Source organism: Prosthecobacter sp. (genome assembly GCF_044222565.1).
Taxonomy (GTDB): Bacteria; Verrucomicrobiota; Verrucomicrobiia; order Verrucomicrobiales; family Verrucomicrobiaceae; genus Prosthecobacter.
This window is the reverse complement of sequence record NZ_JBGANA010000005.1, coordinates 203,096-217,999: the sequence shown is the minus strand read 5'-3', so window position 1 is coordinate 217,999 and position 14,904 is coordinate 203,096. Positions and strand designations below refer to the sequence as shown.

The following is a 14,904-nucleotide window of genomic DNA, read 5'->3' as shown; positions in this document are numbered from 1 at the left end:
TGTCAAACGAGGCGAATGAATCACGGCCACTGCGCCAGCACCTTTCCGTCCGCGCCCATGAGCACAAGACCCTCGAGTTTCACCTCTCCTTCACCACTGCAAGGATCAAGACGAAGCGCATGCAGAGTTTTAGTCTCATCGATACGCGTACTCATCTCATGCCATTCGCCGTCGTGCTTCACTTCGAAGTCGAGGTGCTTGCCGTTCGGGAGAGTGGTTTCAGCGTCGGTGGTCCAGTAAAGTTCGGCGGGGCCGGAGGAGCGGCTTTGGATGCGGAAGCTGAGTGTATAAGGGCCAGGCGAGGAGAGGCGCAGGTTTTCAAAGGCGAGGCCTGGGTCCTTGCCGCTGCATTGCAGGATGAGCTGGGTCTCAGTCACGGTGAGCTTGGTCCCTTTGCGGGCGCGCGGAGGAGGCGCTTTGACTTGCTCCTCCGGCACGGTCTTGCGTTTGTTCTTCCTGTCCTTGCCTTTGCCATTGCCGGGCGTGGCATCGAAGTGCGTCCACTGCGGATTTGTTTGGGGCGTGGGTTCGGCATCCACGGGTTTGTTTTCTTTGGCGGGCACGTGCAGGACATTGGCGGCCATGTCGTGCCATTGCTTCACCATGCGCTCGACGATGTCGGGATGCTGCGCTGCCACGTCGTGCAGCTCGCTGCGATCGGTTGCAATGTGATACAACTCCCACGGGTGGCTTTGAAAGCTGACCAGCTTCCACTCGCCATCGCGCAAGCCGCGGTCGCTGGAAAAAAGCAGGTGGATGGGCGGTCGAGGTTGTGTGTCGGATTTGGCAAAAATGGGGGCGAGAGAGATGCCCGCAAGCGGCGTCGGCTCGCGATCTGGAAATGTCTCCGGCACCTTCGCGCCGGTGATCTCCGCAAGGGTGGGCAGCACATCCACCAAATGTGCGGGGGTGTCGATGACGGTGCCCGGCTTCTGCTTCATACCCGCAGGCCAGTGCATGACGGCGGGCGAGGAGATGCCGCCTTCAAACTGGTTCTGCTTATAGTAGCGGAAGGGCGAATTGCGCGCCCAGGCCCAGCCGGTGCTGTCGCTCCAGTGCGACTGCGGATCGTAGGGTTCTATTTCGGGAGTGGGATGGGCGCGGTCATAGGGGCAGGCGCCGTTGTCGGAGAAAAAGAGGATGAGCGTGTTGTCGAGTTCTCCGGCTTTCTCGATGTTGGAAATCAGGCGCCCCATTTCTTGATCGATGCGATCGATCAAGCCTGCGTAGGCGGCCATGCGGCGCGATTCCCAAGACTGCTGCTCGGGTGTGAGTTGATCCCAGGCGCGCACATGCTCGGGGCGTGGGCATTCTTGCAGGCTGCTGGGCAGGAGGCCGATTTTCTTTTGTTTGGCCACGCGTGCAGCACGGATGGTGTCCCAGCCGGAGTCGTAGCGGCCGAGGTATTTTTTATAATCCTGCTCCAAGGGCTGCAAGGGGCCGTGCGGGGCATTGAAGGCGACGTATTGGAACCAAGGCTTCTTTGCCGTGCGTGCTTCGCTGATGAACTCGATGGCACGGTCCACGTTGGCAATGGTGGTGTAAAAGCCGCTTTCGGGCGCTTTCCATTTCTCGCCATTCAGGCGGAAGGAGTTGTCTCCACGATAGTAGTTTGTGGCGCCGGAGAGGTGACCAAAATAGCGCTGAAAGCCGAAGTCGGTGGGCTCTTTGGAAAGGTGCCACTTGCCTGTCATGGCAGTAAAGTAACCCGCGGGTGCCAGCACTTCGGGAATGATGACGGCGCGCTTCAAAGTTTCATCGCCTGCCTGACGACACCAGCGGCCGCTGAGAAGGCTGACGCGCGATGAATGACATTTGGCTGTGTTGTAAAACTGCGAGAAGCGGACGCCATTGGCTGCGAGTCTGTCCATGTTGGGCGTTTCGATCTCACTGCCGTAGCAGCCGAGATCGGAGAAGCCCATGTCATCCACCAGAACCAGCAGGATGTTGGGTTTGTCCGCGCCCCGCAGCACTCCACAGAGCGCACAGAGGACCACAGAGATGAGGAGCTGTTTCATGAGGTGCTATTTTTTGGGAGGATTGGGCACGGTGCCAGCGGTGTACTCGGCTTGATCGATGGTGCCGTTCCCATCCACGTCGCGGGCTTTGAACCATGCGGCGGCATCTGCCGGGTTGCGCTTGGCGCTGAATTCTTCTTGGGTGAGCTTGCCGTCGTGGTCGGTGTCGAGTCGCTTGAACTGCTCGGCTCGGTTGGGATCACTTTTTGTTGCCGCCTTGCCTTTGGCCTTTCCTTTCGCATCTCCGGCGATGGGCAGCGGCAGGTAGTCGTAGTCGAGGATCATCTTTTTCTGCAGCGCGGACTTCAGCTCTAGCGTGGCTTCTTCCAGACCTTTCTGGCCGTAGAGATTGTGCAGCTCGCTCGGGTCTTCTTTGAGATCGTAGAGCTCGTACACAGGCCGCGGACTGGTGAACCAGAGGTCTTCAAATTCGGTGGCCAGCGTTTTCTCTTCATGCGCCTTGGTGATGTCTTTCCAGCTGGGGTCGCTGCCGCTGTCCACGGGGGTGTAGCGGATGTTTGGCGTGACGTTGTAGATGAGCTTGTAGCGTGCGCTGCGCACACACCGGCTGTAATCCACGCCGCTGGCGGTGGTGCTTTCATTGAAGGTGGCGCTGCCGTGCGGGCCGCGCTCGGCAAAGATGTGCTGGCGCTCCTTCTCAAACTTCACGCCCTTGAGCAGCGGCAGGAAACTCATGCCGCTCATGCGCTCCGGTACAGGAAGACCCGCGGCTTCGAGGCAGGTCGGTCCGATGTCTTCTCCGGAGATCAGCGCGCTGGAGTCTCCGCCAGGTTTGATCACGCCGGGCCACCACGCGAGGAGGGGCACGTTCAACCCCGGATCATGCAGCGAGCCTTTGCCGCTGGGGAAGGCCATGCCGTTGTCTCCCATAAAGATGATGAGCGTGTTGTCCAAACCGGCGCGCTCCTTCACAAGATCGAGCACATGCTGGAAGTCGCCATCGCAATGCTCGATCTCGCCTTCATACGCGGAGAGGTCGCTGCGCACTCCGGGCAAGTCTGGCAGGAAACCGGGCACCTTGAGCTTGGCCGGATCGGGTGGATTCTTGCCCGTGTTCCAGGCGTGGTGCGGATCGCTGAAGCCCACCCAGAGGAAGTAAGGTTTGTCTTTCGGCTTCTGATCGAAGAACTCATTCACCTTCGCCGGCACGTTCTCCTGACCGCTGGCATCCACATAATCAAAGCGGTCTTTAAAAGTGGTCAGGTGGTGCTCTTCAAACACCTGCGCCGAGGCTTCCGGTCCACGGCCCGAGCCATCCAGATGATACGTGCGGCCGCAGCAGCCCACGAAGTAACCCGCGTCCTTCTTCAAAAGCTCGGGAAAGGTGATCTCATCGCGCGGCAGCGGCGAGGAGAAACGCGTCATGCGACAGGCCACAGGGGAGCGCCCCGTCATGATGGTGGCACGCGAGGGCACGCACTGTGGTGCCCCTGTAAACATGCGACGGCACATGATGCCTTCCGCTGCAAAGCGGTCGAGGTTTGGCGTCTTCATCTCCTCGCGTCCGTAACAATGGATGAACGGATAGCTATGGTCGTCTGAGAGGATGAAGAGGATGTTTGGCGGAGCCGCGAACGACGAATGTGAAATGAAGAAGGATAAAACCAGCAAAAGAAGGTGATGAAATCTCATGGCAGCACGGGTGTGGGTTCGATGTCGCTTTTGTTGATCCAGTTGGCCTTCATGGGTTTGCCGCTCATGAACTTCTCGTAGAAGCCCACGTTGCCAGGGCTGGCGTGTTTGTACTCGTCGAAGATGGCCCCTTTGCCCTCCATGCGCGGGTCGCCCTGCTGCGTGAGCTCGGCGTGGAGCTGATTTTTCAAAGCGGTGGCGCGTGGATCGGCGGGCAGGTTCTTTACAAAATCAGGATCCGCTTTGAGATCGTAGAACTCGTTCCCGGGGCGCAGTCCGAAGCAGAGCTGCCAGAAGGGATCTGCTGGGTTCTTGCGGTGCGCTTCGAGGATGAAGGTCTTGGTGGCGCCGGCATCGCAGTCCATGTAGCCGGTCTCGGGATTGCCGGCGGGCCAGCGCGTGGGCTCGAAGTTTTCGATGAAGACGCTGTCCTTCGTCACAATGGCGCGGATGGGGTAGCCCCAGTCGTGCGGGCGGCCGACGTCGGTGCGCTCCTTGCCAATGAGGACGTGATCCCGCACATGCGCGGGCTTCGCGGCAAACAAATCGGTGAGGCTTCGGCCCGGTGACTCCGCCATGCCGGTGTCCGACCATTTCATGCCAGCGACCTCAATGAGCGTGGGCGCGAGATCGATGAAACTGACGAAGTCTGCCAGCGTGCGACCGGGCTGCAGGATGCCCTTCTTCCACATCATGGCCAGGGGCACGTGATTGGCCTGCACGTTAGCATTCCCCTTGCTGCGCGGGAAGGGCATACCGTGGTCTGCGGTGACGATGATGAGAGTATTTTCCAGCAGGCCGCGTTTTTCGAGATCGGCGATCATGCGGCCGAGGTGGCGGTCGAAGTGCTCCACCTCAAAGGCGTAATCCAGCATGTCATTGCGGATGACGTCGTTGTCGGGCCAGTAAGCAGGCACATGGTCGACATCCGTGAGCTTCTTGCCGCCCTTCGCCACACCACTGCCGAATTCATAGCCGCGATGCGGCTCCACCGCGCCATACCAAAAGCACCAGGGCTTGCCGGCAGGTGAGGCATTGAGGAAGTCGCTAAAATTTGCCGCGTAGTCGCAGTTCAGGATCTCAGGCGTGGGCGCTTCGGCGCGGCGTTTGTTGTAAGGTGTGCCGGTCATCTGGCGGGGCTTTCCATTCGCATCGTTCGCCACGCCGGGTCCCCAGCCTTTGGTGGTGTAGCCCACGTTCCACCCTTTCTCCGCGAGCGCCTCGCCCCAGCCTTTGAACTCCGGCGGGAAGTAGCAGATGTGGTTGGCGGCTTCTTTGAGCTGCCAGGAATTGCGCCCGGTGAGAATGCACGCGCGTGAAGGAGCGCACTTCGCATTCGGTGTGTAGGCCTGACTGAAAAGCAGGCCCTCTTTCGCGACGCGGTCAAAGCTCGGAGTCTTGACCCAAGGAGTGCCGTAGGCACTCGCGTGCGGCCCCCAGTCATCGGCGATGGCAAAGAGGATGTTCGGCGGGGGCTCGGCGGCAAAGGAATGCGGTGCGGCGGAGAATGAGAGGAGAGAGACGGCTAGGACGAAATGGCGAAGCATGCCGTGAGAACGATGAAACTTGAAGTTTCATTCGGTAAACACCACCAGGAGATCCGCCTTGGTTTGTAGATTGGCGGAGAGTTAAAAACTTTTTGCCGATGGTGGTGTACAACGGGCATGGACAGCGATGCGCTTTGACTGCGGCGGCAGGACGATGAGACGCTGCTGGAGAGCGCGGTGTGTATAGAAAACGATGGGTTTGCTTTCCCAGATTTTTGCCTGGGTGGACCCAGGGCTTGCTCGTTCCTCGCGGCGCCCTGGGCTGAATCCGGCGCCCCGTTGGGGCTTGTGCGATTTTGAGGCGGATTGCAAAGCGGGTCGTCTCATTCCTTTTCGATGCTGTGTGGACGCAAGCCCGGAGCCGGCAGGATGCCGGCGCTCCCAGTACAGAATATCCTGGCGGCGCCACAGTACGCCCAGAGAGCGAAGCCCCGCCTCAACCGAGTGGCGTTCAGGCCTGGCATTACTTCTCCGCCCTCTTTTTACCCTTCTTCCCGGTTTCACTTTTCCACAGCACGATGTCTGCCACGTCATTGGCAGAGTCCGGACCCGCGGTGCTGCGGCCACGTTCGATGTCAGCTTTCATAAGGTCGAGGAGCTGGTTCACGATTTCGGGTTTTGATTCGAAGAGGTTCGTGGTCTCGCCGATGTCGTTCTGCATGTCGTAGAGCTGCCCCTTGGGTGAACCGGCAGGCATTTGGTTTTCATTGGGCGAGGACCAGCCGCCGGATCCTCTGGCCAGAGCGAGCTTCCACGGCCCCTGACGATACGCGAAGTGCCCGCTGATGGAGTGATGAATGACTCCGTGCCGCGTGGAGACAATGGGCTGCCCCTTCAGCGCGGGGAGGAAGCTGACGCTGTCTTCACAGCTGCCCGCAGGCACGGGACGCCCAACAATCTCCGCAGCAGTGGCAAAGAAATCGACGAGGCAAATAAGCTGGCTGGAGGTGGAGCCTGCGGCGATCTGATCCGGCCAGCGCACGATGAAGGGAATGCGGTGCCCGCCGTCCCAGATGTCCGCCTTGGACCCGCGCATGTTTGCGCTAACCTGGTGGCCCTGCTTGGCGAGTTTGTCGATGCCGGCCGCCTTCGAGCAGCCGTTGTCGCTGGTGAAGATGACGAGCGTGTTGGACGTCATGCCATTGCGCTCCAAAGCTTCAGACACCGCGACGGCGACATCGTCTGTCTGCATCACGTAGTCGCCATAGTCTCCCAGGCCGCTTCTGCCCTGCCATTCGGTAGAAGGAACGATGGGCGTATGCGGCGAGCCGAGCGGCAGATAGAGAAAGAAGGGCTCTTGCTTGCCTTTGCGCGAGTCGATGAACTCCACGGCCTTGCGGCGCAGACGTGGCAGCATGTGCACCACTTCATCGTGTTCGATGACGGTGTTGTTCTCGATGACCGCCTCCATGTCTCGTGCGTGGTGAAAGCCGTGGTAGAAGTCGAATCCGCGCGTTACCGGACCGTCAGGGATCTTGGCTCCGATCGGCGGCGTGTTGAATTCTTTGGCACGGTAAGGTTTGCCGGTCTGGGGATCGAGATATTCGAAATTAAGATGCCATTTGCCGATGATGGCCGTGTGGTAGCCCGCGCTCTTGAGGAAGCTGGCGACCGTGGGACGTTCCTTCGCGATCAGGCTCGGCGCGAAGCCTTCCACCACGCCGTTTTGCAGCTTGGTGCGCCAGCTGTAGCGCCCGGTCATCACGCCGTAGCGGGTGGGCGTGCAGACGGAGGAGCCCGAGTGCGCGTCCGTAAATGTCATGCCCTGCGCCGCCAGCCGGTCGATACCCGGCGTCGCGATCTTCCCATGCGCGGGATTGAGGCAATGCACGTCCCCATAGCCCAGATCATCGCACATCAGGAAGATGATGTTGGGTCGCGGCTCGGCAGCAAATGATTCAAGGCCGAGGCAGAATGACGAGAGGATTAGCAGAAGCGAGCGCATGAGTTTGAGGGATGAAGTTACTCGGCCTTATCCTTGCCCTTTTTCTTCTTTTCCTTCTTCTGCTTCGCGTACTCGTCGAGTTCCGCCGGGCGGGCGTCTTTGAAATGATCGAGGGCGCTTTGTAGTTTCACAGCCGCTGCAGCCGCCTCGCCCTTGAGGTCCGCCACTTGGAGCGGTGACTTTTCTTCCACATCGTGGTCGAGCTCAAAGAATTTGCCGGTGCTGTAGAGCTTGAAGTGATGATCAAAGGCCTGCTCCACCGCACCGCGTGCGCCCACATTCGCCATCTGGCTGTCGCGCAGCGGCACCCAGTAGCTGTAGATCCAGTCGCGTGGAATTCCTTTTTCTCCGCGGATCTGTGGGAGGAAGCTGCGGCCATCGAGCGGCAGCGTTTTTGGTGGCGAGATGCTTGTGGCCTCGCAGATCGTGGGCAGGAAGTCGGTCATGTCCACGAGATCAGGGCAGACGGTGCCGGGCTTCATCGTGCCGGGCCAGCTCGCAATGAGCGGCACGTGCATGCCGCCGCGAGTGGTGCTGCCTTTTTCGCCATTCTGCTCGCTGCCATCTGCCAGGGCAGATGTGGTGCCGCGGCCGGTGCCATTGTCTCCGGTGAAAAGGATGAGCGTGTTTTCACGCAGGCCTAGGGTGGTCAGCTCCTGCGTGAGCGCGCCGACCAGCTTGTCCATGTAGGCCACCATGTCGGCGAAGTGCTGCTGGCCGCCTTTTTTATTTTTCACGGCACCTTGCCCGTAGTCTTTGCTGTCCGGAGTGGCCTCGTAGGGACCGTGGGTCAGAATCATCGGGTAATAAAGGAAGAAGGGGTTGCTGCGATTGCGCCGGATGAAATCGAACGCGAAGGCCTGGCACGCATCCGGACCATACTGGCCTTCCATGGCCTCTAGTTTGTCATTCACCGCCAGACTCGCATTCGCATAGCGCTTGCCATGATCCAGGTAGGCCCACAGGCAGTGTTCGTCGAAGCCGAAATGCTTCGGGCCACCATCACCCTGGCCCAGCTGCCATTTGCCGGTGATGCAGGTGGCATATCCGGCCTTTTGAAACAGATGCCCAAAGGTGGTCTGCGACTTCTCCAGCAAACCAAAGCGCACGTAGTTCCTCACGTTCGACATGCCCGTCATCATCTGCACCCTCGTGGGTGTGCAGTTCGGCTGCGCGTAGCACTGCTCAAAGCGAACGCCTTCGCGCGCCAAGCGGTCCAGGTTCGGAGTTTGGTAGGACGTACCGCCATTCGCGCCGATGCACTCATATCCGAGATCATCGACGAGAATGACGACGACGTTTGTCTGCGCGGCATGAAGGGTGCCGCTGAGAAGACCGAGCAGGGCGAGGAGTCGGAGCATCGCGTGAGAACGAGCGGAAGAAGGCGATTTGTCAGGAAACAGAGCGCCGTCTCCGTGGCGTCACTCTTCCGCTTCGTCGTCGCGCCGGCACAGCTGATCGCCCCAGAAGGTGGCGACAAGGAGGCTGCTGAGGGCCAGAAGGGCCAGCCCATTGAGCACGTGAAAATTCGTGACCCAGAAGCTTTTGCCGGTCAGGATCACAAAGATTCCCAGGGCCACCTGCACCGTGGGCAGAAACATCAGCCACGTGGCTGCGAGGCGCATCTGCGGCAGGGTGACCAGCCAGCGCCGTGCGCGCACAGCGACGAAAAGGATCAGCACCGCCACCGTGAAGCCCCAGTATTTGTGGGCAAAAAGCAGAAACACATCCTCCGGATGAATCGGCGGCAACCACTGCCCTTTCGTGGTGAGGATGTCATTCGCGGCGAGGTACGTGCGCTGCGTGTGCCGCAGGCAGGCACCGAGCGTGAGCTGGCCGAAGACAGCGAGAAACAGAGCCAGCGACCAGAAGCGTGCTTTGGCCGCCTCTTTGAGCGGGAGCACCAGCCGGCCCTCCGTCCAGGTGCGTGAGGAGGCGAAGGCGATGAAGACGAGGACGCAGTAGAAAACCTGGCCAAAGGTACCGTGGATGATTCCGAAGGGGTCCGACATTTCCTGCACACGTGCCGCACCCAGGGCGGCCTGGATCATCACCAGCATGACGGCCAGCGTGGTGAGGCCGCGCATGAGCGTCCAGCGTTTCCCGATCCACGTCATGATCAGCCAGCCAAATCCCAGCAGGGCCACAAAAGAAGCGATGGAATAGACGCGCAGCTTGATCAGCACGAAAAAGCCGATGCCGCAGAGCACGATGCCCACGCCTTCCACCAGCGAGGGTTTGAGCTTTGAAAACTGCCAGAAGTACATGCCCAGCACCAGCCAGCCAATGATCATGGCGATCCAGCGATGCCCGTGCTCCAGCAGCAGCGCCGGCACTTTGTACCAGCCTTCCGGATTGATCTTGCCATAGCACAGCGGCCAGTCTGGCACCGCCAGGCCGACATCTTCCGTGGTCACGGCCGCGCCCCACCAGATCAGCACCACACCCACCGCAAGGGTCAGCAGGGAATAGCGATGAAAGGCGCGGTCAGGCATGTCAGTCAGATCAGATCAGAAACGTGCTGCAAAAACAAAAGGGCAAAATAATGAGGTCATTATTTTGCCCTTCGGTCCGGCCATCCTGTGGGGATGGAAAATTAGTGAACGGCTGGCTTCGGCGCAGCGGCTTCAGCAGCCTGGGTCTTCTTCAGAGCGGCACCGGTCTGCTCCTTGGCCCAGGAGTCGTAGTCAGCGGCAGGCACCACTTCCAGAATGGCCTTCATCTGGGCATGGCCTGGGCCGCAAAGCTGGCCGCAGATGATGTCCCATGAGCCTTCCTTGACTGGCTTGAACCACATGTGGGCTTTCACACCGGGGGTGGCGTCCTGTGCGGCGCGCATGGGCACCAGCGCCAGATTGTGAATCACGTCCTTGCTGGCCACGTCCACGATCACAGGGCGGCCGACAGGCAGCTTCATCGTGCCGGGATTGACGAAGTCGTCCTTGCCGTTCGGGTCATGCAGATCTTTGCCTGTGGCGTTGCTGCTGCCATCCACATTGCGCGGATCCCAGGTGCTCAGCATCATGTCGGCGCCGGGGTACTGGAAGTTCCAGAGGAACTTCTCGCCAAGGGCGCGCATGCGGATGGTGTCTGGGGAGGTGGGGTACTCGTCTGCCTGGCGGGACCACAGCGGGAAGGCGAAGCCCAGCAGCAGGATGGCCTCCACAATGACGACACCGATTTCGATGTGCGTGGTCGCATGCCCGCGGAAGCCATGGTAGTCAGCGCGGGGGGTCTTCCGCTGACGGAAACGATAGAAGGCGATGGCGAGATAGATGGACCAGCCGACGCCCAGCACGACCATGAACCAGTGGACGAAGCCCAGCATGTGATCAACCAGGCCGCCATGCTCAGAAGCGTTTGCTGTCTGGCCCAGCCAGATATTGATGGAATCGAGTTTCATAAGGGGGGGAAATGGGAAAAACTAAATCAGGTTCGCGGCCGCGGCGGCGCTGGCGCTGTTCTGGCGGCGGATGAAGGAAATAATGAAGGCAGCCGCGCAGATGAACATGAATGCGAGGATGCCGAGCATGAACAGGATGGCGAAACCCTGGGCCTGCCCGACGAGGCTGCCTTTGTCAGCCATGCAGGTGGCGCAGGCGAGAACAGATGTTGAGGGCACGCTGATCATGGCTCAGACAATGATGGTGCGCATTTTTTTGACCATGTACCACAGGCCGTAGACCAGCAGGGCCACGCAGAGCATGCCTGCATAATTCTTGAGCCCGGACGCTCCGGCTCGGGCTGCATCCTCAGGCATGAACTGCAGCCACAGCCAGAACCCGGCATCGCACAAGATGGCGAAGACGAGGAAAACGATGTGGAAGTGCTTGAGGGACATGGCCGGGAAGCGTGATTACTGCTGCTGTTCGACGGGGGCGTACATCCCCTTGAACTCGAGCGGGTCTTCGTGGGAGAAGATGATCAGGGCAAAGAGAGCGATCACAAACGCCACCGTGAAGGCGAGCACCTTGTAGATCAGCGCGCGCTCGTGATTGAGATGCATGAAGATCAGCGCCACGAGGGCCGCCTTGAAGGTCGCCACGATCATCCCCACCAGAATGTTGAGGCTGTGGGTGGGCAGCTCCACATAGGAGAGATAAACGGTAAATCCGCTCAAGGCGATCAGGGCCACACCTATGATCAGGTACTTTTTGATCGTCTTCTGAAGTTCTTCGACGTTGTCAGCCATGGCTAGGGAGGGGTGAAAATTAGAGGAGATACAGGAGCGGGAAGAGGAAGATCCAGACAAGGTCCACGAAGTGCCAGAACAGGCCGCCCACTTCGACGCGGTTGGCCAGATGCTCCGGGTCCTGACGCAGGCGCTTGCCGTCAAACACCAGGAAATAGAGCAGCACCCCGGCGCCGGCGACCACGTGCAGGCCATGCAGACCGGTCAGTGTGAAGTAGATGGCGTAGTAGGTGTTCAGCTTCGGCGTGAAGTTGGAGAAGAAGGTGAAGTCCTTCTTTTCCAGCACCAGCGTGGGGTGATGATGGCCTTCGCCGTGACCACCGGAAGGGGCATGTGCTTCGGCACCATGCTTGTCTCCATGGGCTTCACCAGGAGCAGGAGCCGTGGGGCTGTCCAGCGGGAGGATCAGGGACTCCTTCTGCAGGGTGGCGGAGCGTGACTTGTCGCGCGTCGGGTAGTCTTTTTCAAACTTCGCGATGTGATGGTCACGATTGGCCACGAAGGCCTTCTGCCAGTCTTCACCCAGGTAGCGGTGGTCAAAGGCGAGGGATTTCTCCGACACCGCCACACCACGTGCGTCGATGGCGTCCACTTCGATCGTCAGCTTGTCATCAGCCAGCTTGCCGGCGGCGATGGTGCCGTCACGGAAAGTAAGCTGGGTTTCGCTGTAGCCAAAGATCTCGGAAGGTGTCGCGGCAAACTTGAGCGGAGCGGAGGCGACAAGCTTCACCTTGGTGTCTGGCACCACATTGTAGATGTTCGCGGTGCGGCGTTTCTCATTGGCGACCTGCTGGGCAAATGCGGCCTTGGAATCACCTTCAGCCTTCAGCTTGTCGGCAAGTTCCTGGGCCTTTTTGGCGGCATCAAACAGCTCTTCCTTTTTCTTGGCGAGAGATTCATGCGCGGCTGCGATGCTGCTGGCACGCAGTTCGGCAAAGGTCTGGCTGTTGAGCTCCTGCTCGGTGCCGGAAGGGAACTTGAACTTCGGTGCGGTGCCCTGGAGGAATGGCAGCACATGCTCCACAGGATCGGCGTCCACGGCCTTCTGCGCACCCGTGATGGTGAGCTCAAGCTCGGTCACGTTTTCAAACTTCACCTGGTAATGGATGAACTTGTCGTTCGCGTCCTTGGGCATGTGGCCGGTAAGGATGGTGCCGTCCGTGAGTTTCACGGCGTAGTGCTCAAACTTGGCCTTGTACTCCAGAGTCTTGTTGACCATGAAGACAGCGGCGCAAGCCACGGTGACTCCCATGTTGACGCGGTACCAGAAGAACTTGCGCATCTTCAGCATGGCCCAGGCCATGACCACCGTCACGGAGGAGGCGATGAGAACGACCGTGTTGATGAAACCAAGGGTCACATTCAGATCATGCACCGGCCACGGATAATCCGCTCCAACGCGAAGGAAGATGTAGGCGGAGAACAGGCCGCCGAAGAGCATGACTTCCGAGGCCAGGAAGAGCCAGATGCCGATCTTGGCATTGTAAAGACCGGTGTCTGGACGGGCGTGAACGGTATAGGGGATGTCCATTGAAGTAGTCGCGGTGCGCGGTTCGGTGTTCGCGGTTTAGTGGTGGGCCAGCGCCGGGGCGGGGGCGGGGCTGCCTTTCGGGTCGGGTTTGCCGGGTTCGGATTCCCACTGCGGGTAAAAGTCGCTGCCGTGGCCGGGAACGCTGTACTCGTAGGGACCGCGATGGGCCACGGGGTCGAAGAGGAAGTTGCCGTGCGGAGGAGGCGTGGGTGTGGCCCAGTCCAGCGTGGTGGCGTTCCAGGGGTTGTCGCTGTTGGCTTTCTTGCCGCCCTTGATGCTGAACCAGAAATTGAAGATGAAAGGCACCTGGCCGATGGCGAGGATGAACGCGCCAATGGACATGACGATGTTCAGGGAGAGCATGTTGTCCGGGATGTTGAGGCCGAAGAAGGCGCCGATCTTGTGCGTCAGCGTCGTGGTCCAATGAGACATGGCGCTGGTGTTTTCAAAGTACTTGCCGCCGTCATACCAGCGGCGGTGGAAGCCGGCCATGCCCTGGATGAACATGGGGGCAAACACGAGGTTCATGCCGAGAAGGGAAGGCCAGAAGTGCAGCTTGCCCAGCCTGTCATTCATGAACCGGCCCGTGATTTTCGGGAACCAGTGATAGACGCCGGCGAACAGCGCAAAGATGGTGCCGGGCGCCACGACGTAGTGGAAGTGGCCGATCACGTAATACGTGTCGTGCATGGCCAGGTCGATGAAGGAGAAGGCCAGGGGCAGGCCGGTGAGACCGCCGATGCCGAACATGGGCAGGAAGGCGGAGGCAAACATCATCTGTGTGTTGAAGCGGATGGAGCCGCCCCAGAGGGAAACCATCATGCAGGTCAGCAGCACCACCGAAGGCACTGAGATGAGCACCGTGGTGATCTGGAAGTAGGTGGACATCATGGTGCCCATGCCGGTGAGGTACATGTGGTGCGCCCAGACCAGGAAGCTGAGGAAGCCGAGCGTGAGCACGGAATACACCATGGACTTGTATCCCCACAGCGGACGGCGCGCATTGCACGGAATGACTTCCGTCAGAATGGCGAAGGCGGGAAGGATGAGCACGTACACCTCAGGGTGGGCCAGGAACCAGAACAGGTGCTGGTAGAGCAGGGGGCTGCCACCACCGGAGATGTCCAGGTGTTTGCCACCTTCCATGAGGCCGGTCGGCAGGTAGAAGGAGGAGCCGAACACACGGTCGGAGAGCTGCAGGAGCGCGGCCACTTCAAGGGGAGGGAAGGCCAGGAGGAGCAGGAAGCCGATCACAAACATGGCCCAGCAGAAGAAGGGCATCTTCATCCATGTCATGCCCTTGGTGCGCAGGTTGATGATGGTGGCGATGAAGTTGACGGAACCGAGGAGAGAGGCGGAGATGTTGAACACCATCGCGGTGAGCCACCAGGTATGACCGTGGCCCCAGATGCTGGTCACGCCGATATTGGCCGTGGAGGCCAGCGGCGAATACATTGTCCAGCCGGTCTGCACAGGGCCGGTGCCGACGAAGAAGCTCCACATCATCAGCACGCAGCTGATGAAGAACAGCCAGTAGCTGGCCATGTTCAGGCGGGGGAAGGCCATGTCGATCGTTCCGATCTGCAGCGGCATCACAAAGTTGCCGAAGGCGGCGAAGCCGAGCGGCACGATGCCGAAGAACACCATGATGGTGCCGTGCATGGCGCCGAGCATGTTGTAGAGCTCGCCGTTCAGGGAACCGTCAGCATTCAGCCAGCGGCCGAACATGCCTTCGAAGAGTTCACGGATGCCCGGGACGGAGCGGATGAATTCGATCGCCGGCAATGGCACTCCCGGATAGGCGATGCTCCAGCGCATGAGCAGCATGAGGAAGAACCCAAACAGCAGGAAGATCATGCCCGTAAGGCCATACTGGATGCCGATGGTCTTGTGATCACTCGAGAAGATGTACTTCCAGATGAAGCTCTGTTCGTGGTGCCCGTGCGCATGGTCGTCATGCGAGTGATCGTGGGCGTGATCGTGAGTGGGGGCTGCGGCGCTCATAAGCTGGGGTTCAA

The 14,904-nt window shown here is 59.8% G+C and carries 12 protein-coding genes; all 12 read right to left on the bottom strand.

Annotation, left to right across the window (positions count from 1 at the left end; all coding sequences use genetic code 11):
• Positions 1 to 20: 20 nt before the first annotated feature.
• Positions 21 to 2,018 carry an arylsulfatase gene (locus ACILSR_RS09520; protein WP_395749525.1) on the bottom strand — a complete coding sequence of 666 codons (1,998 nt, stop codon included), beginning with the start codon at positions 2,016 to 2,018 and terminating at the stop codon, positions 21 to 23.
• A 6-nt stretch (positions 2,019 to 2,024) separates the two neighbouring features.
• Positions 2,025 to 3,671, bottom strand: coding sequence for a sulfatase-like hydrolase/transferase (locus ACILSR_RS09515; protein WP_395749524.1), 1,647 nt, complete (start codon positions 3,669 to 3,671; stop codon positions 2,025 to 2,027).
• Positions 3,668 to 5,218, bottom strand: coding sequence for a sulfatase (locus ACILSR_RS09510; protein ID WP_395749523.1), 1,551 nt, complete (start codon positions 5,216 to 5,218; stop codon positions 3,668 to 3,670). Before ACILSR_RS09510 ends, ACILSR_RS09515 begins: the two co-directional genes overlap by 4 nt.
• Before the next feature lie 463 nt (positions 5,219 to 5,681).
• A complete protein-coding gene (locus tag ACILSR_RS09505; RefSeq protein WP_395749522.1) occupies positions 5,682 to 7,163 on the bottom strand; it encodes an arylsulfatase in 1,482 nt (493 codons plus the stop codon).
• Between the two features lie 17 nt (positions 7,164 to 7,180).
• On the bottom strand, positions 7,181 to 8,524 hold the full coding sequence (locus ACILSR_RS09500) for a sulfatase-like hydrolase/transferase (RefSeq protein WP_395749521.1): 1,344 nt from the start codon (positions 8,522 to 8,524) through the stop codon (positions 7,181 to 7,183).
• Between the two features lie 60 nt (positions 8,525 to 8,584).
• A complete protein-coding gene (locus tag ACILSR_RS09495) occupies positions 8,585 to 9,658 on the bottom strand; it encodes a heme A synthase (protein WP_395749520.1) in 1,074 nt (357 codons plus the stop codon).
• Between the two features lie 101 nt (positions 9,659 to 9,759).
• Positions 9,760 to 10,566 (bottom strand): cytochrome c oxidase subunit II, encoded by an 807-nt coding sequence (locus ACILSR_RS09490; RefSeq protein WP_395749519.1) that lies wholly within the window; start codon positions 10,564 to 10,566, stop codon positions 9,760 to 9,762.
• Between the two features lie 21 nt (positions 10,567 to 10,587).
• Positions 10,588 to 10,794 (bottom strand): hypothetical protein, encoded by a 207-nt coding sequence (locus tag ACILSR_RS09485; protein WP_395749518.1) that lies wholly within the window; start codon positions 10,792 to 10,794, stop codon positions 10,588 to 10,590.
• Positions 10,795 to 10,797: 3 nt separating this feature from the next.
• Positions 10,798 to 11,004, bottom strand: a complete 207-nt coding sequence (locus tag ACILSR_RS09480; RefSeq protein WP_395749517.1) for a hypothetical protein — start codon at positions 11,002 to 11,004, stop codon at positions 10,798 to 10,800.
• 15 nt (positions 11,005 to 11,019) lie between these two features.
• The gene (locus ACILSR_RS09475) at positions 11,020 to 11,355 is read right to left on the bottom strand and encodes a cytochrome C oxidase subunit IV family protein (RefSeq protein ID WP_395749516.1); all 336 of its coding nucleotides are present in this window, start codon (positions 11,353 to 11,355) and stop codon (positions 11,020 to 11,022) included.
• 19 nt (positions 11,356 to 11,374) lie between these two features.
• Positions 11,375 to 12,886, bottom strand: coding sequence for a heme-copper oxidase subunit III (locus ACILSR_RS09470; RefSeq protein WP_395749515.1), 1,512 nt, complete (start codon positions 12,884 to 12,886; stop codon positions 11,375 to 11,377).
• Between the two features lie 36 nt (positions 12,887 to 12,922).
• Positions 12,923 to 14,890, bottom strand: coding sequence for a cbb3-type cytochrome c oxidase subunit I (locus tag ACILSR_RS09465; RefSeq protein WP_395749514.1), 1,968 nt, complete (start codon positions 14,888 to 14,890; stop codon positions 12,923 to 12,925).
• Positions 14,891 to 14,904: the final 14 nt, after the last annotated feature.